Source organism: Streptomyces sp. NPDC001220 (assembly GCF_053597895.1).
The window spans coordinates 402059-428857 of the sequence record NZ_JBSFJE010000008.1; the positions used below are offsets into that span (position 1 = coordinate 402059).

Genomic DNA, 26799 nt, shown 5'->3' on the forward strand with positions numbered 1-26799 from the left:
GGGCCGCGGCCGCGTCCATGAAGGTCGGCGGCCGCGGCTCCCGTATGCGCAGGCCCGTCAGGACACGGACCCGGCGGTCTTCCTGCGCCGCAGCGCGTAGGCGCCGGCCGCCCCCACACCGAGGACGGCCAGCCCGCCGGTCGTCACCCCCGGCGTGGCGAGGCCGCCGCCACCGGTGTGCATACCGCCGTGCGGCTTCTCGTTGTCCTCGTCGTCACCCCACGAGCCGCCCTGGTCCCGGCCCTCACCGCTCCCCCGGTCGCCCTTGCCCCCCTGGCCATCGCTGTCCCCCTTGTCGCCCTTGCCCCCCTGGCCGTCACTGTCCCCCTTGTCGCCCTTGCCCCCCTGGCCGTCGCTGTCTCCCTTGTCGCCCTTGCCCCCTTGGTCGTCGCCCTTGTCCTTGTAGGTCTCGGGATCGAACTTGCTGTCGTTGCCGCTGTCCGAGTCCCATCCACTGCTCAGCTTCGCCACGGCGAGGACTCCGCCGCCCGTGTACATACCGCCACGCGGTGCTTCGTGGCTGCTGTCGTCGTTGTGCTCCTTGCTGTAGGAAGAGTCGTCACGGCCTCCGTTGTCCCAGTCCCCCGCGACCGCGGCATGGGCGCCGGGTGCCGCGAAGGCGAGGGCTGCGGTGGCGGCCGTCGTCGCGAGGATCATGCGGGCAGAACGCATCTCGATGTCCTTCCGCCTTGGCCGGGCAGCGGATACTCCATCGGCTGATACGACCCGGCCCCGACATGAACCACCGTCAGCCAGCGCCACGCCCGGCACCATCCAGGCCGCCCATCCGTGGTGACGACACGCCCAACACCGCCCGGCTGGGTCAATCCCGGCCGGCGGGACGGGGCCATTCGGGGGTCTCCGGGCCCGCCGTCGGCGTGTCGCCGCCCGACGGGCCCGCCGCGGCGTCAGTAGCCGACGTGGAACGTGGCGTCGGCAAGCTCCGTGCTCGTCGACACGGGGTCGATCCGCAGGACGTAGTCGGAGTGGCGGATGTAGCGCGTCGGGTAGTTGTACGAGCGGAACGAGGACCAGGAGGAGTCGGCGAGACCCGCCGTCCGGTAGAACGTGGCGTCCTGGGCGAAGGCCGTCGTGCCGTCGTTCTCGTCGAGTTGCAGCTGGTAGTCGTAGTGGCGCAGGTAGCGGGTCGGGTAGTTGACCGACTGGAAGGACACGCCGCCGCTGTCGGCGAGGCCGGGGACCAGCTTCCACATGCCGTCGGTGTAGGGGTCGAAGGCGTACTCGTCGATCCGGCCGACGAAGTTGCTGTGCCGGACGTACCGGGCCGGGTAGTTGTAGGACTTCAGCCGGTTCCAGGCGGGGGTGCCCCACTTGGCGACGAGATTGCCGTACTCGGCCGAGGTGATGGGCTGGATGCCGCAGTGCTTGGAGTTGAGCGGCTGGGTGTAGGTCTTCTGGTCGAGGGCCGTCCAGGTGCCGGCGGACAGGGCGCTGGTCCCCCAGGCGTAGAAGACGCCGTTCGGGGACCAGGTGTCGCCCCACAGGTACCAGGTCGAGCTGGAGGCGAGGGACTTGACCAGGGTCGGGGCCTCGGTGCCGTTGTGCGAGACGGCCGTGCTGAACTCGGTGAAGCTGCCCGGGTCCAGTGAGCCGGAGCGGGCGCCGACCAGCGTCGAGTTCTTCTTGAAGTACAGGTAGTTGACGCCGTTCACACCGACCGCCAGGTCGCCGTCGATGACGTCGTAACCGGGGTCGAAGAAGACCTGGGGATCGCCGGCGGTCACGAAGTCCCCGGTGTAGTTGATCATGATGACGTTGTGGCCGCTGTCGTTGACCGCGGAGTAGATGACGCCGTACCGGCCGCGGCCGGGGTCCCAGAACGCCTCGGGCGCCCAGCTGTGGGTGTCCATGTCGTGCAGCTTCATCCGCCGGTAGCCGGTGAAGCTGCGCAGGTCGGTGGAGTCCCAGACGTGGATGTACTGGCTGACGTAGGTCCAGTCGGTGCCGTTCAGGTCGGTGGCGAGCACCACGAACGTGCCGTCCTGCTTGCGCAGGATGAACGGGTCGCGCAGGCCGAGGGAGCCCGCGGTGGGGGTCGCGACCGGGCTGTTCTGGTTGAGCGGGGTCCACTGGAGGCCGTCGGTGCTGACCGCGAGGTGCAGGCCGTAGTTGGCGGCCAGCATGTCGGGGGATTCGGTGAAGTAGCACATCACGTAGGCCGAGTCGGTGGCCGCCCGGGCGGTTCCGGCGCCGAGGGCGAGGGCGCCGGTGGCGGCGAGGGGGACGGTCGCGGCCGCGCCGAGGAAGTGCCGGCGCGACAGGGGGGTGCCGTTCATGTGCGCTCCAGACGAAGGGGGGATGTCCGAGACTTCGAACACGGTTCGGAGGGGCGATCAGAAACTAGAGGGACACGTGAGGTGCGTCAATCCTTGCGTAACAAGGGAGTTACTCGGATTCCCCGCACTCCACCGGGAGCGTGAGGGGGGCCGGACACAGTCCGGGGCCGCCACTGTGGGGCTCATGTGACCTGGCTGTCCACCGGGGGCAGGCGGCCGGGGCCCGGCCCTGCGCAGCGTCGTACGGCGGATCTCCGTGCGGAGCTCCACGGCGGGGAACGGGCCGGTGAGGTCGACGGCACCTCCCCCGTCCGGACCGGTCGGGTCGTACGGCGGTGCGGCCGCGTCTAGCCTCGGGCTGACAGCCCGTCTGCCGAGGACCAGGACGCCGTATGCCCCGCCGACTCCCCCGACGCGTGCTCGCTCTCCTGCTCGGCGCCCTGACCGGCGTGACCGCCGTCGCGGCGCCCGCACGCGCCGCAGGCGGCGGTGGTGTGACGGAGTATCCGATCACCACCACCGCCGACAGCCTGCCCGCCGGGATCGCCGCCGGGCCGGACGGGGCGCTGTGGTTCACCCAGTCCGGAGCCGCCCGGATCGGGCGCATCGCGGCGGACGGCACCGTCACCGACCGCCGCACCCCGACCCCGGGCAGCGCGCCCTTCGCCATCACCCCGGGGCCGGACCGCGCCCTCTGGTTCACCGAGCAGGCGGCCGGACGCATCGGACGGATCACCACCTCGGGCACCGTCACCGAGTTCGCCCTGCCCCGGGCCGCCAGTGCACCCGCCGGCATCACCCGCGGGCCCGACGGTGCCCTGTGGTTCACCGAACCGGGGACCAACCGGATCGGCCGGATCACGACCGCGGGCAGGATCAGCGAGTACCGGGTGCCCACGGCCGCCGCCCTCCCGTACGGCATCGCCGCCGGTACCGGTGGCGCCCTCTGGTTCACCGAACTGGCCGGCGGCAGGATCGGGCGGATCGAGACCACCGGCCGGATCACCGAGTTCCCGTTGCCCAGCCGCGCCGACTTCCCCGAGGACATCGTCGCCGGGCCCGGCGGGATGTGGTTCACCGCGTCCGGGTCGGACTCCGTCGACCGGATCGACGGCAGCGGCCGGGTCACCCGGTATCCGCTGCCCGGAGCGGACGGCGACCCCGGCGGGATCGCCGCGGGGCCGGACGGCCGGGTGTGGTTCACCGACCGGTCCGGCCGCATCGGCCGGGTGTCGGCGGACGGCGGGATCACCGTCGTACCGGTGCCTGCCGGTCCCGACAAGTCGCCCTTCCGGCTGACGGCCGGCCCGGACGGCACGGTGTGGTTCACCGAACTGCTGGGCAACGCGATCGGCCGGATCGAGCCGGCCTGAGAGCGGCCCGGCCGGAGCGGAGCGCGGTCGGAGCGGAGCGTGGTCGGAGCAGGCGCTACCAGGTCACCGGCAGCCGCTCCGGGATGCGCTTCATGAAGCCGGTGCGCCAGACCAGTTGGGCGGGCGGCACGGCGAGGGCGAGATCCGGCAGTCGGTCGAGCAGGACCTCCAGGGCGATCCGGGCGTGCGCCCGGCCCAGCGCGGTCGCCGGACAGTAGTGCGCTCCGCCGCCGAAGGAGAGGTGGTCGGCGGTGTTGTCGCGGTGCACGTCGAAGCGGTGCGGGTCCGGGAACTTCTCCGGGTCCAGGTTGGCGCCCTCGACGAGGACCAGGACGAGGTCGCCCTCGCGGATGTCGGTGTCGCCGAGCCGGACGTCCGCCAGGGCGAGCCGGGGCAGCGCGTCGCCGATGGAGAGGTTCACCCGCAGCAGTTCCTCGATCCCCGGGCCGATCAGGTCCGGGCGGTCCCCGAGGAGATCGCGTGCCGTGGGGTGGGTGAGCAGGTACACCAGGGCCATGGTGAGGAAGCCGGAGGTGGAGACGGTTCCGGCGCCGAACATGGTGACGCCGACGGTGGCCAGCATCTCGTCGCTCGGACGCTCGCCGTCGGGGCTGTCGCGGAGTGCGGCGAGCTCGCCCATCAGGCCGTGGGTGGCCGGGTCGTCGAGCAGGGCCGTCATCCGGGCGATGTCGCGGTCCCAGTTGATCCGGGCGCCGCTGACCGGGCACGCCGAGTTCATGAACGCGATGTCGAGGCTGCGCAGGAACGCCGGGGCCTCGGTCTGCGGGATGCCGAGGATGCGGCAGTGCATCCCCGCCGAGTACGGCTCGCAGAACGCGCCCCGCAGATCGGCCGTCGGCCCGTCCTTGACGAGCCGGTCGACCAGTCGGTGCGCCTCCGCGCGCAGCCACTCGGTGAGCCCCGGTGCCTTGGGGTTGAGGGCCTTGAGCACCGCTCGGCGCAGCCCGGCGCCGGTGATGTTGCCCATGTTGTTCACCACCTCGGGCGGGATGGTGAGCGCGTACTGGCGGGGCACGCCCGGTGCCGAGGTGTCCTTGAGGGAGAACCGGTCGTCGCGCAGCACCTGGTGGCACAGCCGGTACGACGACACCAGCCAGGCCTCGTCGCCGGCGATCGTGCGCACCCGCCGTACCGGGGCGGTGGCACGCAGGTCCCCGACCTCGTCCGGCACCCGGGTGCCGTCCCAGGAGAACGGGAAGGTCAGCAACTCCGTGACGGCGGTCATGCCGCGGCTCCTTCGACGGCCGGGGTGACGATCGCGTGCCCCTGGTTGCGGGAGGCGCGCAGTCCGGCACCGCGGGCGTACAACAGCTCCGCCATCGGAAGCAGTTGGTGGTAGCAGTTGAGGGAGGACGGCACCCGCAGGATGGCGGGGGTGTCGAGGAAGAGCGGGGCCTCCGCGCACACGTACTCCAGGCACACGGCGCGCTGCCGGTCGCTCGCCTCCTCTCCTCTGTCCGACAGGAAGCGGCTGACGAGGGCGTCGCAGACGGTCCGGAACTCGCCGTCCTCGGCCAGCCGGCCCCGCAGCAGGCGGTGGATCTCCTGGTAGGCGGCGTTGGTACGGAAGTGGGACATCGGCTGCCAGCGCAGCCGGGTGCCCTCCGGATCGGCCTCGGTGACGGCGTCCCGGACCTTGGCACGCACCCCACGCAGGTTCTTCACCGCCTTGCGGCGGGCCTCGTCGGGCGGATAGCCGGATGCCTCGTACATCTCGGCGACGTGCAGGTCGGTGTAGACGAAGTCGACTCTGTCGAAGTGGTCCAGTCCCCAGTGGGCGAGGTCGTGCAGACGCCGGGCGGAGAAGTAGCTGTTGCCCGGAGAGACGCCGATCACGGCGTGCGCACCCTCGTCGTGGATGACCTGGCAGTGGGAGGTGTAGGGCTGAACCTCGAAGACGTCGGCCATCAGCACGGATGCTGTGGTCAAGGGGGATACCCTCCGCCGCGCGCTAGTCCCTGCGGGGCCCAGTGCCCCTGGTGTGGCGACGCGACGGCCCTCACGCTAGCCGTACCGGTCCGACACGGGTAGTTACCGCCTGGGTTTGGCCGGAACCTGTCGTAGCAATGGTGGAAGTCCCGTGGAAATGCACGTGCTTTCCGGCCGCGGAGATGGGATTCTCCTCTACGGTCCGATGAGTACCGCAGGGGGAGGTATCACCGCAGTGAACCGTATGCGCACATCTTTCGGTGTCCTGGCTGCCGCCGGCATCGTCACCGCCGCCCAACTGGGGCTCGCCACCGGCGCGTCCGCGCAGGCCGGGGCGGCGCGGAGCACCGGCTGCCCGGTCGACATCGTCTATCCGAGCCGCTTCTACGTGAACTCGAGCGGCTGGGTCACCAACGGCGGCCTGTACTTCGCGGTGAAGAACACCAGCGCGAGCAAGAGCTTCAAGAAGGTCACGTTCACCGTGACGGACGTGAAGAACATCCGCTTCGGCAGTGCGACGGCCAAGGGTGGCAAGGTCAGCCACAAGACGTCGAAGACGGTGTCGGTGTACACGACGACACTGAAGAAGAAGACCAGTCTCGGCGTGAAGGTGCAGACGCATCTGCTGAACACCCGTAGCTACAAGGTGAAGTTCGCCCTGCACGGCACGGGGTGGAACTGCGCCGTCGACCAGGGCACCTGGGGGGCCTGAGCCTCGGCGGCCGCTGGTCCGGTGGCCGTGGTCGGCGGCGGCGAAGGTCCTGGCGCGGCGGCCGCCCGGCTCACCGGGCGGCCGGTCTCGGCTGTGCGGGCACGGGCAGGCGGCCTGGCGGAGGTGACGCTGGCCGGCGGGCGGGCGGCGATGGTCAAGCGCGGCGACGGGCCCGGCGCGGTACCCGCCGAGGCGGCCGGGCTGCGCTGGCTGGCCGCCGCCGGCGCGGTCGCGGTACCCGAGGTGCTGGCGCAGGACGAACGGTGGCTGGTGACCGAGTGGGTCCCCACCGGGCGTCCGGACCCCGAGGCGGCGACGCGTTTCGGCCATGCCCTCGCCGCTCTGCACGCCGCCGGGGCCCCGGCCTTCGGGGCGGCACCGCCGGACGGTCCGCGCGACGCCTGGATCGGCCTCGCCCCGATGCGCAACGAGCCGGGCACCGACTGGCCGCGCTGGTACGCCGAGCACCGCGTACTGCCGTATCTGCGGGCGGCGGTGGACCGCGGGACCCTGCGGCCCGGCGAGGCCGCGATGGTCGAGCGGGTCTGCGCGCGGCTGCCGGAGTTGGCAGGCCCGCCCGAGCCGCCCGCCCGGCTGCACGGAGATCTGTGGAACGGCAATGTCCTGTGGGGTACCGACGGCACGGTCCGGCTGATCGACCCGGCCGCGCACGGCGGTCACCGCGAGACCGATCTGGCGATGCTCCGTCTCTTCGGCTGCCCGTACCTTGACCTCATTCTGGAGGGGTACCAGGAAGTTGCCCCCCTGGCCGCCGGCTGGGCGGAGCGCGTGGCGGTGCATCAGCTGTTCCCGCTACTGGTGCATACCGCGCTCTTCGGACGGGGCTACGCCGAACAGACCCTGGAGACATCCCGGACCATCGCGGGCATCTGACGCCGTCACATGCCGGACGGGCATGTGAAATCGGCCACGGGCGGGAACGATTCGCCGCTGATTTCCGGCTGGTTCCTTAACGAGCCCTTAATTAGGACTGAGATTACGCAGAGTAAGGAAACCAACCACGCGTTCGAATCGTATAAGTGCATGGAAGAACGAAACAGGGAGAGACCATGCAACCGTTCGCGCTCAACTACGCACGCCCCGCAGTGCAGTTGGACGTCATCACTCCGTACGCGTATGACTCCGGACTGCAGTTGAACGTTCTCCTCGATGGCCGGATCGCAGCCACCGATCACGCAACGCTCAGAGCCCTGGGGACGACGACCTCAACCGCGGGCTCCAAGACGCACTTCGACGACTGAGCGCGGACCCCGACGATGACTGTGCTCATCCTGACCAGTGACGAGGACGTGACGGCGGACATGGTGGTCCTCCGGCTGCACGAGGCCGGAGTGCCCGTCGTCCGCCTCGATCCTGCCGATCTGACCAGCGGTGTGGCCCTGTCGGGCGAGTTCGTGCAGGGCGCCAGCGGCGGACATCTGTCCGTGAACGGGCGCCTGGTGAGCATGAACGGCCTCCGCTCCATCTGGGTGCGCAGGCCGGGAGTGGCGGCCGCCCGGGCCCCCCAGCCGTCCACCTGGCTGACCGAGGAGTCCGAACAGGCGTTGTACGGCCTGCTGCGCGGGACCGACGCGCGCTGGATGAACCATCCGGACGCGGCCCGCCGGGCCCGCCACAAGCCGTGGCAGCTGCGGCTGGCGCAGCGCAGCGGGCTCGCCGTGCCCGCGACGCTGATCACCACGTTCCCGCAGGCGGCCAGGGAGTTCGCGGAACGCTTCCCGGACCTGGTGGTGAAACCGGTGTCGGGCGCGCATCCGCAGGAGCCGCCGCGGGCCGTGCCGACCAGCCGGGTGGCGCCCGACGCCGACTTCTCGGCGGTGGCCTTCGGCCCGACGCTGTTGCAGCGGCGGGTGGCCAAGCGGGCGGACATCCGGCTGACGGTGGTCGGCGAGCGGCTGCTGGCCGCCCGTAAGCCGGTGAGCCCGGACGCGCAACCCGACGACGTGGACGTCCGGTTCGCCCCGTCCGTCTCTCCCTGGCTGGCGGTGGAGGTGCCGCCCCGAGTCGCCGAGACCGTTCACACGTATATGAAGGACGCCGAGCTGGCCTACGGTGCCTTCGACTTCGCGGAGGACGCCGACGGCATCTGGTGGTTCCTGGAGTGCAACCAGTCGGGCCAGTTCGGCTTCGTCGAGATGGACACCGGTCAGCCGATCGCCGAGACCATCGCCGGCTGGCTGGCGCACGGCACGGAGCAGTACCGGCCCTACGTCGACGGCGGGCGGAGCACGACGCCTTGACGGTCTGGGCGAGGATGTGGCACCGGGCACGGAGAAAGGAACGGGAGATGCGCATCGGACTGCTGGGGACGGGCCCCTGGGCACGGGCGGCCTACGCCCCCGCGCTGGCGGGGCACGGATCGCTGGACTTCGCGGGGGTGTGGGGCCGCCGCCCGGAGGCCGCGGTGGAGCTGGCCGGGGAGTACGGGGTCCGGGCGTACGACGACGTGGACGCGCTGTTCGCCGACGTCGACGCGGTGGCCGTGGCACTGCCGCCGGCCGTGCAGGCGGAACTGGCGGTGCGGGCCGCGGCGGCGGGCCGGCATCTGCTGCTGGACAAGCCCCTCGCGCTCGGCGTCGCCGAGGGGCGGGCGGTGGTGGAGGCCGCCGAGCGTGCCGGGGTCGCCTCGGTGGTCTTCTTCACCACCCGCTTCCAGAGCGAACCCGAGGCGTGGATCGCAGAACAGGCCGGCACGGCGGGCTGGTTCACGGCGCGGGCGCAGTGGCTGGGGTCGGTGTTCACCGACGGGAGCCCGTTCGCTGCGTCGCCGTGGCGACGGGAGAAGGGCGCGCTGTGGGACGTGGGCCCGCACGCCCTGTCCGTGCTGCTGCCGGTCCTGGGCGACGTACGGCGGGTGGCGGCCGCCGTGCACGGCCCCGCGGACACCGTGCATCTCGTCCTCGACCACGCCACGGGGGCGTCGAGCACGGTGACCCTGAGCCTGACGGCTCCCCCGGCGGCGGCGGGGGCCGATGTGGAGCTGCGGGGCGCGGCGGGGGTGACGCTGCTGCCGAGGAGTGCGCAAGGAGCGGTCCCCGCCCTGTCCCGGGCCGCCGACGCCCTGATGACCGCCGCCCGCACAGGCCACCCGCACCCCTGCGACGCCGCCTTCGCCCTGCGGGTCACCGAGATCCTCACGGAGACGGAGACCCTGCTGGGCAAGGACATCGACTAGCGGGACATCGACCAGCGGTACGCCACGCTCCGCCTCGACCGGGCCCGGTCCCCCCGGCGGGCAGCAGGAACCTCGGAAGGAACCGGGAGACCGGGCCGGACGGCGAGAGCACCGCGTGGCCGGCCGGTCACCCGGCGCCGACCGCGGCCGAGGCCCAGAAGTTCACCCGCTCCCGGACGACCGGGTAGCCCGCCTTGGCGAAGTGCGCGGCCATCGGGAAGTTGCCCTGGTCGGTGGCTGCGCCGATGGCCTCCGCGCCCTGCTCGACGAGAAAGCGGGTGCACTCGACGAGCAGGTCGTAGGCGTAGCCGTGCCCGCGCTGTCCGGGCAGGACGCCGATGAACCCGATGCACGGCCCGGACGGATTGCGGGCCGGGATGTGGATGCCGACCGGCTCCCCGTCGGGTGTGCGGGCCACCTGCCACCACTCGCGGGGCGAGGGGAACCAGTGGAAGATCTCCAGGTCCTCCTGGGCCGCCAGTTCCACTCCCCCTTTCGCGACGGCCCGGCGGGCGTGGGCGTCGAGGGTCGCGGAGCTGATGCCGCGCAGGATGGCGAGGAAGACCGAGTCGTCGGGTTCGGGGGTGAAGACGAGCCGGCCGGGCCGCTCGGGCAGGCCGCACTCGGGGGTCCAGCGGTAGTTGTAGCGCTCCACCAGCAGTTCGTAGCCCGCCTTGCGGGCGGAGCTGAAGCGGGTCTCGGCGGCTGTGCGCAGTGCGGGGACGTCACGCCAGCCGGCCGGCAGGTCGAGCTCCAGTTCGTCGGCCTGCCAGGGCGCGCTGCGCAGCAGCTCGGCGCCGGCCTCCTCCTCGCCCTCGGCCACGTCGAACCAGTTGACCAGAAGCGGCGCGGTGTCCTCCGGGCGGCCCCACCAGGCGGCGCGGGCGACCACCCGGCCGTCGCGCAGCGCGACCCGCTTCCAGTCGGGGCGGTAGCGGGTGCGCCGGTGCGTCTCGCGCAGGCGCAGCGGGTCGGGCAGGGCGTCGAAGAGGGTGGCGGTGCTGTCGTCGAGCGTACGGATGACCGGATCGGTCACGGATTCCTCCGGGATGTGTGCTGCGAGGAGCGCTCCCGGGTCAGCTCTGAGCCGTCACGCCCGGACGTCGGGGAGGGAGCGCGGGATGGGTGTGATGAACATCGCACTCGCCTCCTTCCGTCCGGTCCTGGGCGTGCGGCTCACACAGTAGGGCCAACGGTCAGCGCACGTCCACGGAATTCTCCAGCGCGGCATGTGAAGATCCCTGCGCGACCGGTGCCGGGGCACGGGCGTAGCTTAGGGATGTGACTTGGGTGCGCGGCTGGTCGTCGCGTGACTACCGGGACGGGCGTGGCTGGTTGCAGGGTGCACCGCCGCCGCGCTGGGTGCGGGTGCTGCCCGTGCTGCTGCTCGCGGTCGTGACCGCGGCGACGCTGATCAGCCCCGACGGACACGATTTCGGCTTCCTGCTCGGGGCCATCCCGCCGCTCGCCGTGCTGTCGTACGGCCCGCTGGCGACCGCCGTGCTCAGCTGCCTGGTCGTGGTCCTGCTGAACGTGCCCGCCACCCATCTGAACCATCCCGGCGACACCGACCTGCTCACGGTCACGTTCGTCGCGCTGCTGAGCGTGTTCGTGTCCTATGTGCGCAGTCACCGGGACGCCCAGCTGGTCACCGAGCGGGCGGTGGGCGAGGCGGTGCAGCGGGCCGTGCTGCCGCCACTGCCGGAGCGGGTCGGCGCGGTGGGGTGCACCGGGCTGTACCGGGCCGCACAGCACGGCACGCTGGTCGGCGGGGACTTCTTCGACGTGCGGGACGGGCCCTTCGGCGTGCGGGCGGTGATGGGGGACGTACGCGGGCACGGGCTGGCCGCCGTCTCCACGGTGGTGTCGCTGCTCGGCGCGTTCCGGGAGGCGGTCCTCGACCAGCCGGACCTGGAGTCGGTGGCGGCGCGGATGGACCGCCGGCTGTCGGTGGACTCGGCCGACGTACCGCACGCGGAGCTGTTCGCGACGGCGCTGCTGCTGGAGTTCTCCGCCGACCTGCGATCGGTACGGGTGGTGGCCTGCGGTCATCCGGCGCCGGTGCTGCTGCGCGACGGCCTGGCCCAGGAGCTCGCCGTCGCACCGGGGGCGCCGGTGGGGCTCGCTCTCGCGGGTGTGGAACCGCCGAAGGAGGTCACGGTCGAGCTGGGACCCGGCGACCGGCTGTTCGTCGCCTCGGACGGGGTCTGGGAGGCGCGTGACCGGGCCGGGCGCTTCTACCCGCTCCCGGAGCGGCTGGCCGGGTTCGCCGGTGCGGAGGCTGCCGAGCTCACCGAGCTGGTGTGGGCCGACCTGGCCAAGCGCTGCGAGGTGCGGGACGACGCCACCATGCTCGTCCTGGCGCCCGACATCACCTGAGGTCCCCTGCCCACGTCCCCGGCTCAGCCCACGTCCCACAGGAAGCGGTGGGTGTGGATCGCGAAGTACGGGAACGAGCGGACCTCGCGCACGCCCTCGATCGGCCGGACCACGTCGTTGACGAAGTCGAGCAGGTCCTTCGGGCCGGGGGTGACCACCTCGGCGAACAGATCGAACCCGCCCGAGGTGAACACCGAGTACACCACCTCGGAGTGTGCGGCGAGGGCGTCGGCGACGGCCCGGGGGTCGCCGTCCACGCCGATGCCGAGCAGCGCCATCGCCTGGCCGCCCATGGCCATCGGATCGGTGACGCCGACGACCTGCACGGCCCGGGAGTCCAGCAGGCGCTGCAGCCGCTGCCGGGCCGCGGAGGCGGACAGCCCGACCCGGGGGCCGAGGTCGGCGTAGGCGATCCGGCCGTCGGCCTGCAGTTCGCGCAGGATGGCCCGGTCGATGTCGTCCATGTGCACGTGGGCTCCCCTTCCTCAGCCGACGAGTTCGAGCAGGGCGGCGCCGAACACCGCGGTGTGGGTGTCGACGTCCTGCTCGGTGGTGTCGGGGCACATCAGGGCCATGTTGTGGAACGGGGTCAGGAGGATGCCCCGGTTGGCGAGATAGAGGTGCAGGAAGTCCTCCAGCTCGGGGTCGGCGGCGGCCGCGGACTCGGTACCGGTGCGCGGGGCCGTGGCGGCGAAGCGGTACTCGGTGCGGGCCCCGAGCCGGCTGACCGACCAGGGCAGGCCGTGCGCCTGGACGGCCTGCCGGACGCCGGTCTCGAAGCGTGCGGAGAGCCGCGCCATACGGTCGAACGCCTCGTCGGTGAGGACGTGCTCCAGGGTGGCCCGGGTGGCGGCGACCGAGAGCGCGTTGCCGGCGAGGGTGCCGCCGACCCCGCCCATGTCGACCAGGTCCAGGTCGGCACGGGCCAGCAGGCGGTCGGCGAGGCCGGCGGAGAGGCCGTAGGCGCCGGCCGGGATGCCGCCGCCGATGGCCTTGCCGATGGTCAGCAGGTCCGGCTCCAGGTCCCAGGCGGCCGTGCAGCCGCCGGGTCCTGCGGAGAAGGTGTGCGTCTCGTCGTTGATCAGCAGCGTGCCGTACTGCCTGGTCAGGGCGCGCACGCCGGCCAGATAGCCGGGTTCCGGCAGGACGATGCCGATATTGGTGAGCGCGGGTTCCATGAGGACGGCGGCCACGTCGCCGTGGGCGAGTTCGCGCTCCAGCTGCGCCAGGTCGTTGAACTCGGCGACCCGGCTGGTCAGGGTGACGTCGCAGGGCGCGCCGACGTTTCCGGGGCGGGGCGCGCCCTGGCCGTCGGGGCCCACGACGATGAGGGACTCGTCGACGCTGCCGTGGTAGCTGTAGCTGTTCACCAGGATCTTCGGTCGGCCGGTGACGGCCCGGGCGAGCCGGATCGCCCACCGGTTGGCGTCGGTCGCGGTGAGCGAGAAGCTCCAGCGGGCCAGCCCGAAGCGGCGGGTCAGCTCCGCGCCCACCCACTCCGCGTCCTCCGTCGGGAGCATGGCGGTGGCCCCGCCCAGCTCGGCGAACCTGCGGTGCACAGCCTCTGTCACGGCGGCCGGCGAGTGACCGGCCATCGCGCCCGTGTCGCCGAGGCAGAAGTCGATGTACGTGTGCCCGTCCACGTCGGTGACCCGGGCGCCGCGCGCGGTCGCCAGGTAGCGCGGGAACGCGCCGGCGGTCTTGTTCATCCAGGTCATCGGGACCCGGCCGAAGAGATGGCCGGCGTCGGCATATGCCGCCCGGGAGCGGGGATTTCGCCGCTCGGCCTCGGCGCTCTCCCGGGCCAGCAGGGCGTGCAGTCGGGTGCGGTCCATGGAATACCTCTGGTCGGGAGCGGCGACGACGGAATTCCGGGAGCCTACGACTGATACCGGCGCCTCATCAAGAGCCCGCACTTGAATCGATTGCCATGACGATTGATTCGAGCGTCGACTGATCCGGGTCGCGTCCGGGAGGCTCCCGTCGCACCGATCAACAAGCGAACCGGTACTCCGTGTTCGAACATTCGCCCCAAAACGCCAGGGTTCGCCACCCCTTCCGCCACGTAGAAATATCTACCAGCATGCATATGCCGGGTTGGCGTGCGAGCGCGCCGAGTGCCCGGCGTCGGTCGTTCCCTGCGCCCGAAACAGGTGAGCGGTGATCCCCCGGAGCAGTGCATGACGAACGCGATGTGGATGCAGGGTGTGGAATGGCTCGCGGCGGCCTCGGCGGACCCCCGGGCGTGCAAGTGGGAGTGGGACCACGGGGAGGGCGTCGCGCTGCTGGAGGCGGGCCGTTACTGGGACGTGCTGAGCGTCCCGGACCGGCTCGGCCTGCTCACGCTGGACCTGCTGTGGCGGCCGTCCCTGCCGGTGCCCGGGCCGACCCTGGCGGACAGCGCGGCGGGCCGGATCGGATTCTTCCTGCCGCCCGATCCGTCCGGCGGCTGGATCGGCTCGGGTCTTCGCTACGCGACCAAGGGCGCGTGGGTCGCCGTACCACCGCCGTACCGGCCCGCGCGGTATCTGGAGTGGCTGGTGCCGCCGGACGGCAGCGGCGCGCTGCATGTGCCGGGCACGCTGGAGCCGGCGCTGCAGGAGGCCAACGGCGCGCTGGCGGTGCTGGCCCCGATGTACGGGGAGTAGCGCGGTCAGCGGCGGGGCGGCGGGACGAACGCGACGGCGCGCCGGCTCTCGGCTTCGGCCGGCAGGGTGCGCCCCTGGTCCGTCCACTCCCGCAGGAGCTGGGCGTAGATCGGCTCGCGGGAGCGGAGGGCGTGCGGCTCCCGGACCGGGCGCCAGGGCGTGGGGGAGGATCCGTCCATAACCGGATCAACGCCCGGAACGCGCCGGTGGTACGCGCCGTCCGACGCGCTCACCGGGTCGGGTGAGAACACCCCCCGATCGGACCCGGCCGCCGGTCCTACAAGCATTCCGGCGGGCGTTCCCGCGGCCTCCGGCCGACAGGCGCCGTCGGGTGCGCGCTCGTATCCTGTGGAGTCAGGGTTCTGACGTCCGACCCCACCGCACGTTCCTCCTCACGTGCTTGGAGTCAGCCCATGTCGCACAAGTCCGCCATGCTGCGCGGCGGGGCCGCGATCGCCGTCGCACTGGGAACGCTGACGGTGCCGCTCGCCGGAGGGGCGGCCGTCCCCGAGCCCGCCGTGTCCGCCGCGCCGTCGCCCACCCCGACGCCGTCGCCCACGGGCCGTCCGGACGTCCGTGACATGACCCCGGCCGTGGCCAGCCGACTCGACGCGGCCGTGCGGAAGGTCCTGCGCGAGGCGGACGTGCCCGGTGTGACCGTCGGCGTCTGGACACCCGGCCGACCCGACTACGTTCGCTCGTTCGGGGTCGCGAACAGGGAGACCGGGCAGAAGATGTCGTCCGACCTGTACACGCGGATCGGCAGCGAGACCAAGATGTTCACCGTGACGGCCGTGCTGCAACTGGTCGACCAGGGCAAGGTGAGCCTGGACGACCCCGTCGGCGAGTACCTCGACGGGGTGCCGAACGGCGACCGGATCACTCTGCGGGACCTGGCCGGGATGCGCAGCGGGCTGTTCAACTACTCCGAGGACGACGGCTTCTTCAAGGCGCTGACCTCTGATCCGCAACGCTCCTTCACCCCCCAGGAACTGCTCGCCTACTCCTTCAAGCACCCGGTGAAGTTCCAGCCGGGGAGGAAGTTCGACTACTCCAACACCAACCTGATCCTGCTCGGCCTGCTCGTCGAGAAGGAGAGCGGGCAGCGGCTCGGCGACTACCTCCGGGAGCACGTCCTCGCACCGGCAGGCATGAGCCACACGGTGTTCCCGACCGGGAACGAGTTCCCCACCCCGCACCCGCAGGGCTACACCGACCAGACGGCGACCGGAAAGGTCGAGGAGACCGCCGGCTGGGACCCCTCCTGGGCCTGGGCGGCCGGCGCGATGATCTCCGACCTGGACGACCTGCACACCTGGGCGCGTACGGCGGCCACCGGGGTCTTCCCCGACGGCACGACCATGGTCGGCCCGGCCGTCCAGAAGCAGCGGCTCACGACCCCGTCGACGGGGATCCCGGGCGCCGGGTACGGCCTCGGCATCTTCGACGTCCAGGGCTGGATCGGGCACAACGGCTCACTGCCGGGCTACGAGGCCCTGACCGTCTATCTGCCGTCGACGCGGACGACCGTGGTCGTCCTGCTGAACACGGACATCAGCTACCGGGGGAACATCGAGCCCAGCACCCTGTTCGGCCAGGCGATCACCCGGATCATCTCGCCCGCCCACGTCTTCGACCTGCCGGCGCCGGCCGCCGCCACCCGCTGACGCACGAACCGCACAGGACCCAACTGGCTTACTGCGTACGGCATTTCCGACAGTTGACACAGAAGCGAACACACGCCGAGCAGATTCGAAGCGATGTAACGATTCACCGTGCGGGGCCGGTCGATGACGGTGTGTACTGTGCTGCGAGCGCCACATGGGAGGGCCCTGGGCTCCCCGTGCCCACTGCTGCCCTACTCTCCTGGAAACCGATTCCATGATCGAATTGCCGGAACTGGTGGCCGGTGGTCTCGCCGCCGGAACGCTCTGCGCGCTCGCGCTCGGCGGCAGCCTGCTGCGGACCCGGCGCCAGAAGGCGGCGCTGCGGGCCGAAGTGGCGGAGTTGCGCGCCCGACTGGCAGGCGCCGAGGGCACGTTCATCACCGAGGTCGAGCATCTGGCCGCCCGCCGGATGCCCGCGGCCGCCGCGCAGCTCACGCATCCGCACCTCAAGGTGCCGGGCCCGGCCGGGCAGCAGACGCCCGGGACCCCCACGGGGATCGCGCTGGAGTACGTACTCACCGCGCTGCGCGAGGAGTTGACCGCGCAGCGCATGCGCATCGACGCGGCCGCCCAGGCCGGCCTGCGGGGCGCCACCCGGGAGATCCAGGCCGCCCTGTACCGCCTGCAGGACGCGCTGCGCGGACTCCAGCAGCGCTACGACGACCCGGAGTTGGCGCAGACGCTGTTCGCGCTGGACCACGAGAACGAGCAGTCGCTGCGGCGCGCGCAGGTGGCCGCGGTGGTGTGCGGAGCCTGGGTGGGGCTGGCCCGCGAGGAGTCCCATGTGGTGGACGCCGTCACCGGCGGCCAGGCCCGGCTCGCCGGCTACCACCGGGTCAAGGTCCACCACCATCTGGAGCCGGGCACCGCCCTGGTGTCCCACGCCGTCGAGCCGGTCGCCATCATCGTCGCCGAACTCCTCGACAACGCGCTGCGCCACTCGGCGCCGGACACCGACGTCGTCGTCAATCTGGAGCACGTCCATCACGGGGTGTGCGTCACGGTCGACGACGCCGGCCTCGGCATGACACAGGACGAACGGGCCCGCGCCCAGCGGCTGGTGGCCGGCAGCGAGCCGATCCTGCTGACCGACCTCGGCGATCCGCCGCGCATGGGCCTGGCCGCGGTCGGCCAGCTCACCCGCCAGTTCGACCTGAGCGTCGACGTCTCCACCCCCTCGCCGTACGGCGGGGTGCGCGCGGTGCTGCGGGTCGACAGCCATCTGCTCGGCCGGATCGACCCGGACGTACGGCCGCCGTCGGCCAGCGCACCGCGCTCGACGCGCGAGCGCACGGTGGTACGCCGGGAACCGGCCCACGAACCGACGGCCGGTGAACCGGCGGTGCGCGAAACGCCGTCGGTGCGGGCCGCCGCGGACGGGGCGCCGTCGGCCGAGCCCCCGGCTCCCCCGGCCCCCGCACCCGCGACACCGACACCGACACAGACACAGACACCGACACCGACACCGGCACCGGCCGTCCCTGGAGCCGAGCACGAACGCGCCCCCGGCCACCAGGAACCCGGTGACCTGGGTGGTCTGCCGCAGCGGCGGCGTCGTACCCGTCCCGACGCCCCCGGAGCACCGCGGCAGCAGCCGGGCACCCGGCGGCCCGAGGAGGCGGCCGCCGCGCTCGCGGCCCTGCAGTACGGCACCGCGGCGGCGCGAACCCCCAAGCGGGCCGGCGCGCCCGATCCCCAACGGACCGACGACGAAGGAGGAGCGGCCAGATGACCAGCCGCGATGCGGGCGAGACGGCATGGGTGCTGGATCCGATCCTGCAGGTACCGCACGTACTGGCCGCCGTCCTGCTCACCCGGGACGGCCTCGCGACGGGGTACACCGAGGCCCTGTCCCAGGCGACCGCCGAGCGGGTGGCCGCGATCACCAGTACCGTGCAGGGCGCCTGCCGGGCCGCGGCCGCCGCGTTCGCGGACCGGGACCGGGCCGAGGTGCGGCAGGTGGTCGTCGAGTCGGACCACGGGTACGTGCTGATCGTGCCGACCGACCACGGCACCTGCGTGGCGGCCTACGGCGACCCGGAGGTGCGGCTGGACCTGCTGGCGCACCGGGTGCACTCGCAGGTGGCCCGGCTGGGCGAGAAGGCGATGGCGGCGGCGCCCAGAGGCTCCGACGGCGGCGCGCCGGCATGACCGGCCGCCGTGGCGGCCGTCCCCTGGTCCCCGCGTATCTCTCGACCGGCGGGGTGGCCCGGCCCAGCCGTCCGCATCTGGAACGGCTGACGGTGCTCACCCGTGACGGGACGCCCCTGCCGGCCGGTCTGCCCGCCGCCGAACAGGCCCTGCTGGAGCTGCTGTCCGGTGGTGCGCTGACGCTGGTGGAGGCGGCGGCGCTGCTGCGGCTGCCGGTCTCCGCCGTCCGGGTGCTGGCCGCCGACCTCGTCGACCGGGACCTGGTCCAGGCCCGCGCGCCGATCCCGCCCGCCGAACGGTTCGACCCCGACCTGCTGAAGAGAGTGGCCGATGGCCTCCGCGCCCTCAAACACCGGTGAGCTGCCCCGCGCGGGCGGCCCCCATCTCCCCGACACCGCCCGCGACCTGGTGAAGATCATGGTCACCGGGCCGTTCGGGGTGGGCAAGACGACCCTGATCGACTCGGTGTCGGAGATCCGCCCGCTGCACACCGAGGAGCACCTCACCGAGGCCTCCGTCCATGTCGACGAACTCGACGGGGTGCGGGAGAAGGAGACGACGACCGTCGCGATCGACTTCGGGCGGATCAGCCTGACCGGCGGCATCGTGCTCTACCTGTTCGGGACTCCCGGGCAGCAGCGGTTCCGGACGCTGTGGGACGACATCTCCTACGGGGCGCTGGGCGCCCTGGTCCTGGTGGACAGCCGCCGTATCGACGCCTCCTTCGACGTGCTGGGGCTTGTGGAGGAGGCGGGGCTGCCGTACGCGGTCGCCTTCAACGCGTTTCCCGACGCGCCCGGCCACTACACGGGCGAACAGCTGCGCGCCGCCCTGGACCTGGAGCCGGGCACCCCGATGGTCACCTGTGACGCCCGGGACCCGCACTCCTCGGTCGACGCGCTGCTCGCCCTCGTACAGCACCTGATCGACGACCGGCCCGCGGAGGCCCGATGACCGTGCAGCAGCAGTCCTTCACCGTCTCCGGACCGGTGCGCCTGTGGGAGGACGGCTTCGCCCGGAACCCGCACGGCTACTACGCGGCGCTGCGCGCCCAGGGCCCGGTGGGCTGGGCGGAACTCTCCCCGGGCACGCCCGCGTACGTCATCACCGAGCGGCACGCCGCCCTCGACGTGCTGCGGGACGTGGAGACCTTCTCGCACGACCCGCGGGACTGGGAGGCCACCGTCCCCGAGGACTCCCCGCTGCTCGGCATGATGCGCTGGCGGCCCAACGCCCTGTTCTCCGACGCCGACGCCCACATCCGCTACCGCACCAGCCTCATCGACGTGTTCGACCTGATCGAGCCGCACGATCTGCGCGCGCTGGTGCACCGGGCGGTACGACTGCTGGTGGACCGTTTCGGGCCGCGCGGCGAGGCCGATCTCGTCACCGACTTCACCCGGCCGCTGATGGCGCTGGTGTTCAACAACCTGTTCGGGCTGCCGGACAGCCAGGGCGACCGGCTCAACGAGGGCCTCCTGAAGATGATGGAGGGCGGCGCGCAGGCGGCCGAGGGCGAGGCGGAGTTCGCCGACTACGTGCTGCGGCTGGTCGCCGCCAAGGTCGCCGAGCGCGGCGAGGACCTGCCGAGCATGCTCCTGGACCATCCGGCCGGGCTGACCCCGGAGGAGGTCACCTGGCAGGTGTTCCTCACCCTCGGCGCGGGATACGAGCCGACCACCAACCTGGTGTCCAACGCGCTGTCCCGGATCCTCGGCAACTCCCTCTACTACTCCACGCTGACCAGCGGCGCCCGCCCGGTCATGGACGCGGTGATCGAGGTGCTGCACCACGAGACCCCGCTGGCCAACTACGGGATCTACTACGCCCGTCGGCCCGTCTCCTTCCACGGGGCGTGGGTCAGGCCGGCGATCCCGGTGGTCGTCTCCTTCGGTGCCGTGGGACTGTTCGCCGAGCGGGAGGCCGGCAGCGGCCGGCGGCCCGCGGACGCCTCGCACCTGTCGTGGGGCGCGGGCCCGCACGCCTGCCCGGTGCGGCACCACGCGCTGCTCATCGCGACCGAGGCGATCGAACGGCTCACCCTGTGGCTGCCCGACCTCGACCCGGTCCTGCCCCGCGAACGGCTCAGCTGGCGGCCCGGCCCGTTCCACCGCTCGCTGACGTCCCTGCCCGTCCGGTTCAGCCCCCGCTCCCCCGACCAGCCTGGAGAGTCGTCGTGACCGTCACCGACCGCATCGCTCTCGACCCGTTCGGCTCCGACATCGCGGCGGAGAGCGCACGGTTACGCGCCCTCGGCCCCGTCGTTCCGGTGGAACTGCCCGGCGGCATACCCGCCTGGGCGCCCACCGGCTACGACGTCCTCAAGGAGCTGATCCTCGATCCCCGGGTCAGCAAGGACCCCCGCAAGCACTGGCGGTTGTGGCCGGAGATCGGCGAACACCCCTCCTGGGGCTGGGTGGTCAGCTGGATCGGCGTGGTCAACATGCTCTCCGCCTACGGCCCCGACCACACCCGGCTGCGCAAGCTGGTGGCGCCGAGCTTCACGCACCGGCGCACCGAGGCGATGCTGCCACGCGTCACGGCCATCGCCGGGGAGCTGCTCGACGCGGTGGCGGCCGCGGGCACCGACGGCTCGGTGGTGGACCTCCGTGCGGAGCTGGCGCATCCGCTGCCCATGCGGATGATCTGCGAACTGTTCGGGGTTCCCGACGAGATGCGGGCGGACACCGGCGAGCTGATCGCGGCCATCATGGACACCTCCGACCCGACCCCGGAACACGCGCTGTTCGTGCAGGAGCGCATCGGCACGGTTCTCGGCGGGCTGATCGCGTACAAGGCCGACCACCCCGGCGACGACATGACCACGGAGCTGATCCGGGTCCGCGACGAGGACGGCGACCGGCTCAGCGACGAGGAACTGCTGTACACGCTGCTGCTGGTGATCGGTGCCGGATTCGAGACCACGGTCAACCTGATCGGCAACGCGGTGGTGGCGCTGCTGACCCGTCCGGTGCAGCTGGCGGCGGTACGCGCCGGGACGGTCGGCTGGGACGCGGTGGTCGACGAGACCCTGCGGGTCCATCCGTCGATCGCCGCGCTGCCGCTGCGGTTCGCGGTGACCGATCTGAAGGTGGCGGACGTCACCGTGCCGGCCGGGGACGCGATCATCACGACGTACGCGGCGGCGGGCCTGGACCCGGAGCACTACGGAGCGGACGCGGACGTGTTCGACGCGGCGCGCGGGGCCGACGACCATCTCTCGTTCGGGCTCGGGGTGCATCGCTGCATCGGCGCGCCGCTGGCCCGGGCGGAGGCACTCGCCGCGTTGCCCGCCCTGTTCGACCGCTTCCCGGGACTGCGGCTGGCGGTCGGGGCGGATGAACTGCGGCAGGTGCCGTCGTTCATCGCCTTCGGCTGGCAGGAGATCCCGGTACGGCTCGGGACGTGAGCCCCGCGCGGATCCGGGGTCGCGGGGGCTGCGACCGGTCCCCCGTTCCGGTCGTGCCCCCGCGGAAGCTGAACTTACGTGCGGATCCGGCCGTTGGGTACCGCGTCGATGCCCGATCGGGCACCCGGAGGACTCACCCGTGCACAGGTGAGTCCGGTTGGCCCGGATTCGCCCGGAGCAGGGCGGGGGCCGTGAGGTCCCCGAGGGCGAGGTGGGCCAGGACGACCTCGTACAGGTCGGTGCCGGCGGCCAGCAGCTGACGCTCCAGGACGGGTTCGGCGCCCCGGACGTGTTCACGGACGGTCTGGGCGTGCACCCCCAGGTCCTGGGCGGCGCGTTCGGCGTTGCCGCCGGCGGAGATCCAGGCGCGCAGGGTGCCCCGCAGATCACGGCCGTCCCGGGTCAGCCGGTCCAGCAGGTCGTGCGCCCAGGCGCGCAGCCCGGGTCCGGCCAGCAGGTCCCCGAGCCGCGCGCCGGACGTCTGAGGTGCCGTGGCGCCGAGGTCCTCCGTCCGGGCCGCCTGGGTGTTCAGGGCCAGGTGGGCGGTGGCGCGCACGGCGAGGTCGGAGAAGTCGGCGCCCAGCAGGGCCTCGACGCGGTCCATGCGGGCCCGGACGGTGTTGCGGCTGACGCCGAGCACCTTGGCCGCGCTGACGGCGGTGAACTCCAGGCCGAGGCGGGTGGTGGCGAGGAGTTCCGCGCGGGTGTGGTGGGGCAGGGTGTCGAGCGGCCGGAGCACGGCGGTGGACCAGGCGTGCAGCGCGGCGGGGTCCATCAGCCGTTCCGGATGCGTGCGTTCGGCGTAGACGGCGGCCTGGTCGGCTCGGAAGTGGGCGACGGCGAGGGCACTGATGGCCTGGCCGTAGGCGGTGGCGGTACGGGCGAGGCTCTGCCGGACGCTGCCCCCGAGGTAGGTGTCGGGGCGACCGTCGACGACCGAGCGCAGCCACTGACCCGCCCTCGGCGCGGGGCTGACGACGATGACATGGCCGTCGACCGCGGGACAGCGCACGACCAGGGCCTGGCCGCGGGTGATGTCGAGGCAGTCCTCGGCGAGGCCGTCGCGTTCCGCGGGGTGCCCCTCGACGACGTACACGCAGGCGCTGTCGGTGTCGAGGAGTCCGGGCCACAGGCCGGCGGCGACCCGGCGGGCGGAGACGGTGTCCTCGACCATCAGCAGTTGCAGGATGGCCAGGCGCAGGTCGGCGGTGGCCCGCCGGAGCCGGCGCCCGGCGGCCGTCGACTCGCGCTCGCGCAGCAGGAGTTCGACGACGCCGGCGGTGTGGGTGACGATCTCGGCGGCACGCCGGTCGAAGGGGACGGCGCGGGCCACGGCGAGCAGCGAGGTGGCCGCCGAGCGCGGGTCGGGGGCGCGGACGGAGACCAGACGGAGGTGGCGGTCGCCGTCCTGGACGGCGGCTGCGGAGATCCGGCCGGCGACCACCTCGGCGACGAGACTGTCGTCGAGGGACAGCCGCTCCCCGGCGAGCAGGGTGCCGTCGGCGTCCTGGAGGCAGACGGTGGCCTGCACCGCGCGGGCGAGCCAGGTGACCACCCGGCGCGGATCGCGGGCACCGGGGCGCAGATGGTCGAGGAGTTGCGCGGCCCAGCGGTCGCCCTGGGGTGTCGAGGGGTGCGGGCTCTCCCCTGCCCGGCCTGCCATCTCGCCCTGCTCCTCGTCCTAGCGTCGGCCTCGGCCTACGGACGTTACCCGATGAACGGGCAGGTCCCGACCGCCCGGTACAACTCCGCCGGCGGCCCTCGGGGGAAGGGCCGCCGGCGAAGAACGCCTCACCCGGGGCCGGGGGGAGGGCCCTCGGGCGGCTGAGTAGCGGGTTCCCCGGATTCCGGCGGGCATGCACACGGATTTTCCGCGGCCCCGACTCGGTGGTCCGTGGGCCGCCGACGACCGCGACGAGCGCCGCGGCGGCCCGGGTCGCGGGCCGTCCCGCCGCGTCCGCGCGACCGGCCGGTCCGGTACGGCATAAGCTCGTCGAATGGCGAAGTACTTCGACGTGCACCCCGACAACCCGCAGCCGCGCAGCATCTCCCAGATCGCCGACGCGGTGCGCTCGGGGTCACTCATCGCATATCCCACCGACTCCTGTTACGCGCTGGGCTGCCAGCTCGGCAGCCGGGACGGCATCGACCGGATCCGCGGCATCCGGCACCTGGACGACCGGCACCACTTCACGCTGATGTGCCGCGACTTCGCCCAGCTCGGCCAGTTCGTGCGCGTCGACAACGACGTGTTCCGGGCCGTGAAGGCGTCGACCCCCGGCAGTTACACCTTCATCCTCCCGGCGACCCGTGAGGTGCCCCGCAAGCTGCTGCACCCGAAGAAGAAGACGGTCGGGGTGCGCATCCCCGACCATGTGGTCACCCAGGCGCTGCTCGCGGAGCTGGGCGAGCCGCTGCTGTCCAGCACCCTGCTGCTGCCGGACGAGAAGGAGCCGCTGACCCAGGGCTGGGAGATCAAGGACCGGCTCGACCACCAGGTGGACGCGGTGGTCGACTCCGGGGACTGCGGCACGGAGCCGACCACGGTCATCGACTTCTCCGACGGCGAGGCGGTGATCGTCCGCCAGGGCGCGGGAGACACCTCGCGCTTCGAGTGACGACGGGGTCCCCGCGCAACCGTCCTCTCACCTTCGCGTGCCACGATGATCGTGACATGCCGCGCCGGGCCTCCCCCGACCCGACGCCGACTCCACAGAGAGGCACTGCGCCATGACCGCCGTACAGGGAACCGACGTGGACATCACCACCGAGGACGGTGTAGCCGACGCCTACCTGGCCCACCCCGCCGACGGCCTCCCCCACCCGGGCGTGCTGTTCTACCAGGACGCCTACGGCATCCGTCCGCACCTGAAGTCGATGGCGGACCGGCTGGCCGGTGCGGGATACACGGTCCTGCTCCCGAACGTCTTCTACCGCAGCGGCCGGACCCCGGTCCTCGAACTGCCCGAGTTCATCGACCCGGCCGCGGACCCGACCCTCTGGCAGCGGATCGGCCCGATCATGCAGGCGCTGACGCCCGAGCTCAGCGACCGGGACTCGGCGGCCTACCTGGACTGGTTCGCCGAGAGCCCGCTGGTGGCCGACGGGCCGGTGGCGATCACCGGCTACTGCATGGGTGCCCGGCTGGCCGTGCGGACCGCCGCCGCGTTCCCGGACCGGGTCGCGGCCGCGGGCGGCTTCCACGGCGGCCGGCTGGTCACCGAGGACGCGGACAGCCCCCACCTGCTGGCCGACCGGATCACGGCGGAGCTGTACTTCGGCTTCGCGGACCAGGACCAGTCGATGACCGAGGAGCAGATCCGCACCTTCGAGGAGGCGCTCACCGCCGCCGGGGTCCGCAACACCTGCGAGATCTACCCGGGCGCCGCGCACGGTTACACCCAGGCCGACACCCCGGCGTACTCGGCCGAGGCCGCCGAGCGCCACTGGGACGCACTGCTGGATCTGCTGAAGCGCACCTTCTGAGCGGAGCACAGCGGTACATCGGGGCCCGTCGGTCGACGGGCCCCGATTCTGTCCCACTCATTGACATGCACTCGCCCCACCGCCAGTCTGAGAGCGCTCTCAAACTGGTACGGACCAATGTCCGTACGACCCCGACCCCACACGGAGGTGGAGAGTGCGCACAGGACTCGCACGCCGGACGCTGCCCCTGACGGCCGCGGCGGCACTGATCGGCGGGGCGCTCACGCTGGGCACCCCGCAGCCGGCCGGCGCGGCCGTACCGGACACCATCCCCCTGAAGATCACCAACAACTCCGGCCGCGGCGACCAGGTGTACGTCTACGACCTCGGCACCCAGCTCTCCACCGGCCGGCAGGGCTGGGCCGACGCGAGCGGCACCTTCCACGCCTGGCCGGCCGGCGGCACCCCGCCGACCCCCGCACCGGACGCCTCGATCACGGGCCCGGCGGCGGGACAGTCGGCGACGATCCGGATCCCGAAGTTCTCCGGCCGGATCTACTTCTCCTACGGCCAGAAGCTCGACTTCAGGCTGACCACCGGCGGTCTGGTCCAGCCCGCCGTGCAGAACCCGAGCGACCCCAACCGCAACATCCTCTTCAACTGGTCCGAGTACACGCTCAACGACTCGGGTCTGTGGATCAACAGCACCCAGGTCGACATGTTCTCGGTGCCGTACGCGGTCGGGGTGCAGCGCTCCGACGGCAGCACGGCCAGCACCGGGCATCTCAAGCCGGGTGGCTACAACGGGTTCTTCAGCGCCCTGCGCGGGCAGCCCGGCGGCTGGGCGAACCTGATCCAGACCCGCTCCGACGGCACCGTGCTCCGCGCGCTGTCCCCGCTGTACGGCGTGGAGACCGGGGCGCTGCCGTCGACCGTCATGGACGACTACGTCAACCGGGTCTGGTCCAGGTACTCGACGTCGACCCTGACCGTCACGCCGTTCGCCGACCAGCCCAACACCAAGTACTACGGGCGGGTCTCGGGGAACGTCATGAACTTCACCAACTCCGCCGGAGCGGTGGTGACGAGCTTCCAGAAGCCGGACGCGAACAGCATCTTCGGCTGCCACAACCTGCTCGACGCGCCCAACGACCAGGTACGCGGACCGATCTCGCGCACCCTCTGCGCGGGCTTCAACCGGTCGACGCTGCTGACCAGCGCGAACCAGCCGGACAACAACCCGGCCGACTTCTACCTGGACACGGTCACCAACCACTACGCGCGCAAGATCCACGCGCAGATGGCCGACGGCAAGGCGTATGCCTTCGCCTTCGACGACGTCGGCAACCAGGAGTCGCTGGTCAACGACGGCAACCCGCAGCAGGCGTACCTCACGCTGGACCCGCTGAGCTGACACGGCCGGGCGTCCCGCACCCGGAGTCCGGGTGCGGGAGTGTGGGGGCTGAGCGCGCAGTTCCCCGCGCCCCAACGGGGGCGCGTTCAGCGGATCACCATCACCATCACGCCCATCGTCGCGAAGTTCCACAACGCGTAGCCGTCGGGGCGGGTCTCGCGGATGCCGCCCGTCCTG

Annotated in this window: 27 protein-coding genes; 18 read left to right on the forward strand and 9 right to left on the reverse strand. The window is 72.2% G+C overall.

The genetic code is table 11. From position 1 onward, the window contains the following. Positions 1-57: 57 nt before the first annotated feature. Positions 58-672: a hypothetical protein gene (locus tag ACWDGI_RS21660; RefSeq protein ID WP_450761307.1), complete on the reverse strand. Its 615-nt coding sequence runs from the start codon at positions 670-672 to the stop codon at positions 58-60. A gap of 236 nt (positions 673-908) precedes the next feature. After that, a complete protein-coding gene (locus ACWDGI_RS21665; RefSeq protein ID WP_450761309.1) occupies positions 909-2297 on the reverse strand; it encodes a glycoside hydrolase family 43 protein in 1389 nt (462 codons plus the stop codon). A gap of 392 nt (positions 2298-2689) precedes the next feature. Here ACWDGI_RS21665 and ACWDGI_RS21670 point away from each other — a divergent pair, with 392 nt between their 5' ends. Beyond that, positions 2690-3670: a Vgb family protein gene (locus ACWDGI_RS21670; protein ID WP_450761310.1), complete on the forward strand. Its 981-nt coding sequence runs from the start codon at positions 2690-2692 to the stop codon at positions 3668-3670. Between the two features lie 55 nt (positions 3671-3725). On the opposite strand, the gene ACWDGI_RS21675 is transcribed toward ACWDGI_RS21670, so the two are convergent. Next, positions 3726-4916, reverse strand: a complete 1191-nt coding sequence (locus ACWDGI_RS21675) for a cytochrome P450 (RefSeq protein WP_450761312.1) — start codon at positions 4914-4916, stop codon at positions 3726-3728. Then, positions 4913-5620, reverse strand: a complete 708-nt coding sequence (locus ACWDGI_RS21680; RefSeq protein WP_450761314.1) for a tRNA-dependent cyclodipeptide synthase — start codon at positions 5618-5620, stop codon at positions 4913-4915. The genes ACWDGI_RS21675 and ACWDGI_RS21680 overlap by 4 nt, the downstream gene beginning before the upstream one ends. Before the next feature lie 244 nt (positions 5621-5864). Between ACWDGI_RS21680 and ACWDGI_RS21685 the strand changes: the two genes are divergently transcribed. The 5 genes from ACWDGI_RS21685 (at position 5865) to ACWDGI_RS21705 (ending at position 9528) form a co-directional block, all read left to right on the forward strand. Further along, positions 5865-6332, forward strand: coding sequence for a hypothetical protein (locus ACWDGI_RS21685; protein ID WP_450761316.1), 468 nt, complete (start codon positions 5865-5867; stop codon positions 6330-6332). A 27-nt stretch (positions 6333-6359) separates the two neighbouring features. Beyond that, the gene (locus ACWDGI_RS21690) at positions 6360-7226 is read left to right on the forward strand and encodes a fructosamine kinase family protein (RefSeq protein WP_450761389.1); all 867 of its coding nucleotides are present in this window, start codon (positions 6360-6362) and stop codon (positions 7224-7226) included. Between the two features lie 176 nt (positions 7227-7402). Beyond that, positions 7403-7594, forward strand: coding sequence for a putative ATP-grasp-modified RiPP (tgmA, locus tag ACWDGI_RS21695; protein WP_450761317.1), 192 nt, complete (start codon positions 7403-7405; stop codon positions 7592-7594). Between the two features lie 15 nt (positions 7595-7609). Continuing rightward, positions 7610-8593: an ATP-grasp ribosomal peptide maturase gene (gene tgmB / locus ACWDGI_RS21700; protein ID WP_450761319.1), complete on the forward strand. Its 984-nt coding sequence runs from the start codon at positions 7610-7612 to the stop codon at positions 8591-8593. 47 nt (positions 8594-8640) lie between these two features. After that, a complete protein-coding gene (locus ACWDGI_RS21705; RefSeq protein ID WP_450761321.1) occupies positions 8641-9528 on the forward strand; it encodes a Gfo/Idh/MocA family protein in 888 nt (295 codons plus the stop codon). Between the two features lie 127 nt (positions 9529-9655). Here ACWDGI_RS21705 and ACWDGI_RS21710 read toward each other — a convergent pair whose 3' ends face one another. Next, positions 9656-10564 (reverse strand): GNAT family N-acetyltransferase, encoded by a 909-nt coding sequence (locus tag ACWDGI_RS21710; RefSeq protein WP_450761323.1) that lies wholly within the window; start codon positions 10562-10564, stop codon positions 9656-9658. A gap of 245 nt (positions 10565-10809) precedes the next feature. Between ACWDGI_RS21710 and ACWDGI_RS21715 the strand changes: the two genes are divergently transcribed. After that, positions 10810-11907: a PP2C family protein-serine/threonine phosphatase gene (locus tag ACWDGI_RS21715; RefSeq protein WP_450761325.1), complete on the forward strand. Its 1098-nt coding sequence runs from the start codon at positions 10810-10812 to the stop codon at positions 11905-11907. Between the two features lie 23 nt (positions 11908-11930). Here the strand turns inward: ACWDGI_RS21715 and ACWDGI_RS21720 are convergent, their stop codons facing one another. Beyond that, positions 11931-12371, reverse strand: coding sequence for an Lrp/AsnC family transcriptional regulator (locus ACWDGI_RS21720; RefSeq protein ID WP_450761327.1), 441 nt, complete (start codon positions 12369-12371; stop codon positions 11931-11933). A 21-nt stretch (positions 12372-12392) separates the two neighbouring features. Next, positions 12393-13742, reverse strand: coding sequence for a transaminase (locus ACWDGI_RS21725; protein ID WP_450761329.1), 1350 nt, complete (start codon positions 13740-13742; stop codon positions 12393-12395). 345 nt (positions 13743-14087) lie between these two features. Between ACWDGI_RS21725 and ACWDGI_RS21730 the strand changes: the two genes are divergently transcribed. Further along, the gene (locus ACWDGI_RS21730) at positions 14088-14555 is read left to right on the forward strand and encodes a hypothetical protein (protein WP_450761331.1); all 468 of its coding nucleotides are present in this window, start codon (positions 14088-14090) and stop codon (positions 14553-14555) included. 5 nt (positions 14556-14560) lie between these two features. On the opposite strand, the gene ACWDGI_RS21735 is transcribed toward ACWDGI_RS21730, so the two are convergent. Beyond that, positions 14561-14734 carry a hypothetical protein gene (locus ACWDGI_RS21735; RefSeq protein ID WP_450761333.1) on the reverse strand — a complete coding sequence of 58 codons (174 nt, stop codon included), beginning with the start codon at positions 14732-14734 and terminating at the stop codon, positions 14561-14563. Positions 14735-14968: 234 nt separating this feature from the next. Here ACWDGI_RS21735 and ACWDGI_RS21740 point away from each other — a divergent pair, with 234 nt between their 5' ends. From ACWDGI_RS21740 to ACWDGI_RS21770, 7 genes are all read left to right on the forward strand, one after another. Continuing rightward, a complete protein-coding gene (locus ACWDGI_RS21740) occupies positions 14969-16222 on the forward strand; it encodes a serine hydrolase domain-containing protein (protein WP_450761335.1) in 1254 nt (417 codons plus the stop codon). A gap of 214 nt (positions 16223-16436) precedes the next feature. Further along, complete coding sequence (locus ACWDGI_RS21745; RefSeq protein ID WP_450761336.1) at positions 16437-17954, forward strand: ATP-binding protein; 1518 nt, start codon at positions 16437-16439, stop codon at positions 17952-17954. Then, positions 17951-18373 carry a roadblock/LC7 domain-containing protein gene (locus ACWDGI_RS21750; RefSeq protein WP_450761338.1) on the forward strand — a complete coding sequence of 141 codons (423 nt, stop codon included), beginning with the start codon at positions 17951-17953 and terminating at the stop codon, positions 18371-18373. The genes ACWDGI_RS21745 and ACWDGI_RS21750 overlap by 4 nt, the downstream gene beginning before the upstream one ends. After that, the gene (locus ACWDGI_RS21755; RefSeq protein ID WP_450761340.1) at positions 18370-18732 is read left to right on the forward strand and encodes a DUF742 domain-containing protein; all 363 of its coding nucleotides are present in this window, start codon (positions 18370-18372) and stop codon (positions 18730-18732) included. Before ACWDGI_RS21750 ends, ACWDGI_RS21755 begins: the two co-directional genes overlap by 4 nt. Further along, complete coding sequence (locus tag ACWDGI_RS21760) at positions 18704-19327, forward strand: GTP-binding protein (protein WP_450761342.1); 624 nt, start codon at positions 18704-18706, stop codon at positions 19325-19327. Before ACWDGI_RS21755 ends, ACWDGI_RS21760 begins: the two co-directional genes overlap by 29 nt. After that, positions 19324-20553, forward strand: coding sequence for a cytochrome P450 (locus tag ACWDGI_RS21765; protein ID WP_450761344.1), 1230 nt, complete (start codon positions 19324-19326; stop codon positions 20551-20553). The genes ACWDGI_RS21760 and ACWDGI_RS21765 overlap by 4 nt, the downstream gene beginning before the upstream one ends. Next, positions 20550-21782 (forward strand): cytochrome P450 family protein, encoded by a 1233-nt coding sequence (locus ACWDGI_RS21770; RefSeq protein ID WP_450761345.1) that lies wholly within the window; start codon positions 20550-20552, stop codon positions 21780-21782. The genes ACWDGI_RS21765 and ACWDGI_RS21770 overlap by 4 nt, the downstream gene beginning before the upstream one ends. Positions 21783-21915: 133 nt before the next feature. Here the strand turns inward: ACWDGI_RS21770 and ACWDGI_RS21775 are convergent, their stop codons facing one another. Beyond that, positions 21916-23445, reverse strand: a complete 1530-nt coding sequence (locus tag ACWDGI_RS21775; RefSeq protein WP_450761347.1) for a helix-turn-helix domain-containing protein — start codon at positions 23443-23445, stop codon at positions 21916-21918. A gap of 334 nt (positions 23446-23779) precedes the next feature. Here ACWDGI_RS21775 and ACWDGI_RS21780 point away from each other — a divergent pair, with 334 nt between their 5' ends. From ACWDGI_RS21780 to ACWDGI_RS21790, 3 genes are all read left to right on the forward strand, one after another. Then, positions 23780-24400, forward strand: coding sequence for an L-threonylcarbamoyladenylate synthase (locus ACWDGI_RS21780; protein WP_450761349.1), 621 nt, complete (start codon positions 23780-23782; stop codon positions 24398-24400). A 112-nt stretch (positions 24401-24512) separates the two neighbouring features. After that, positions 24513-25268 carry a dienelactone hydrolase family protein gene (locus tag ACWDGI_RS21785; protein WP_450761350.1) on the forward strand — a complete coding sequence of 252 codons (756 nt, stop codon included), beginning with the start codon at positions 24513-24515 and terminating at the stop codon, positions 25266-25268. Between the two features lie 154 nt (positions 25269-25422). Beyond that, positions 25423-26622 (forward strand): glycoside hydrolase family 64 protein, encoded by a 1200-nt coding sequence (locus tag ACWDGI_RS21790; protein ID WP_450761352.1) that lies wholly within the window; start codon positions 25423-25425, stop codon positions 26620-26622. Positions 26623-26799 lie beyond the last annotated feature (177 nt).

Coding starts and splice junctions, on each gene's coding strand:
- ACWDGI_RS21660 (WP_450761307.1), bottom strand. CDS start 672: ATGCGTTCTGCCCGCATGATCCTCGCGACGACGGCCGCCACCGCAGCC.
- ACWDGI_RS21665 (WP_450761309.1), bottom strand. CDS start 2,297: ATGAACGGCACCCCCCTGTCGCGCCGGCACTTCCTCGGCGCGGCCGCG.
- ACWDGI_RS21670 (WP_450761310.1), top strand. CDS start 2,690: ATGCCCCGCCGACTCCCCCGACGCGTGCTCGCTCTCCTGCTCGGCGCC.
- ACWDGI_RS21675 (WP_450761312.1), bottom strand. CDS start 4,916: ATGACCGCCGTCACGGAGTTGCTGACCTTCCCGTTCTCCTGGGACGGC.
- ACWDGI_RS21685 (WP_450761316.1), top strand. CDS start 5,865: ATGCGCACATCTTTCGGTGTCCTGGCTGCCGCCGGCATCGTCACCGCC.
- tgmA (WP_450761317.1), top strand. CDS start 7,403: ATGCAACCGTTCGCGCTCAACTACGCACGCCCCGCAGTGCAGTTGGAC.
- tgmB (WP_450761319.1), top strand. CDS start 7,610: ATGACTGTGCTCATCCTGACCAGTGACGAGGACGTGACGGCGGACATG.
- ACWDGI_RS21705 (WP_450761321.1), top strand. CDS start 8,641: ATGCGCATCGGACTGCTGGGGACGGGCCCCTGGGCACGGGCGGCCTAC.
- ACWDGI_RS21720 (WP_450761327.1), bottom strand. CDS start 12,371: ATGGACGACATCGACCGGGCCATCCTGCGCGAACTGCAGGCCGACGGC.
- ACWDGI_RS21725 (WP_450761329.1), bottom strand. CDS start 13,742: ATGGACCGCACCCGACTGCACGCCCTGCTGGCCCGGGAGAGCGCCGAG.
- ACWDGI_RS21730 (WP_450761331.1), top strand. CDS start 14,088: ATGACGAACGCGATGTGGATGCAGGGTGTGGAATGGCTCGCGGCGGCC.
- ACWDGI_RS21735 (WP_450761333.1), bottom strand. CDS start 14,734: ATGGACGGATCCTCCCCCACGCCCTGGCGCCCGGTCCGGGAGCCGCAC.
- ACWDGI_RS21740 (WP_450761335.1), top strand. CDS start 14,969: ATGTCGCACAAGTCCGCCATGCTGCGCGGCGGGGCCGCGATCGCCGTC.
- ACWDGI_RS21745 (WP_450761336.1), top strand. CDS start 16,437: ATGATCGAATTGCCGGAACTGGTGGCCGGTGGTCTCGCCGCCGGAACG.
- ACWDGI_RS21750 (WP_450761338.1), top strand. CDS start 17,951: ATGACCAGCCGCGATGCGGGCGAGACGGCATGGGTGCTGGATCCGATC.
- ACWDGI_RS21755 (WP_450761340.1), top strand. CDS start 18,370: ATGACCGGCCGCCGTGGCGGCCGTCCCCTGGTCCCCGCGTATCTCTCG.
- ACWDGI_RS21760 (WP_450761342.1), top strand. CDS start 18,704: ATGGCCTCCGCGCCCTCAAACACCGGTGAGCTGCCCCGCGCGGGCGGC.
- ACWDGI_RS21765 (WP_450761344.1), top strand. CDS start 19,324: ATGACCGTGCAGCAGCAGTCCTTCACCGTCTCCGGACCGGTGCGCCTG.
- ACWDGI_RS21775 (WP_450761347.1), bottom strand. CDS start 23,445: ATGGCAGGCCGGGCAGGGGAGAGCCCGCACCCCTCGACACCCCAGGGC.
- ACWDGI_RS21780 (WP_450761349.1), top strand. CDS start 23,780: ATGGCGAAGTACTTCGACGTGCACCCCGACAACCCGCAGCCGCGCAGC.
- ACWDGI_RS21785 (WP_450761350.1), top strand. CDS start 24,513: ATGACCGCCGTACAGGGAACCGACGTGGACATCACCACCGAGGACGGT.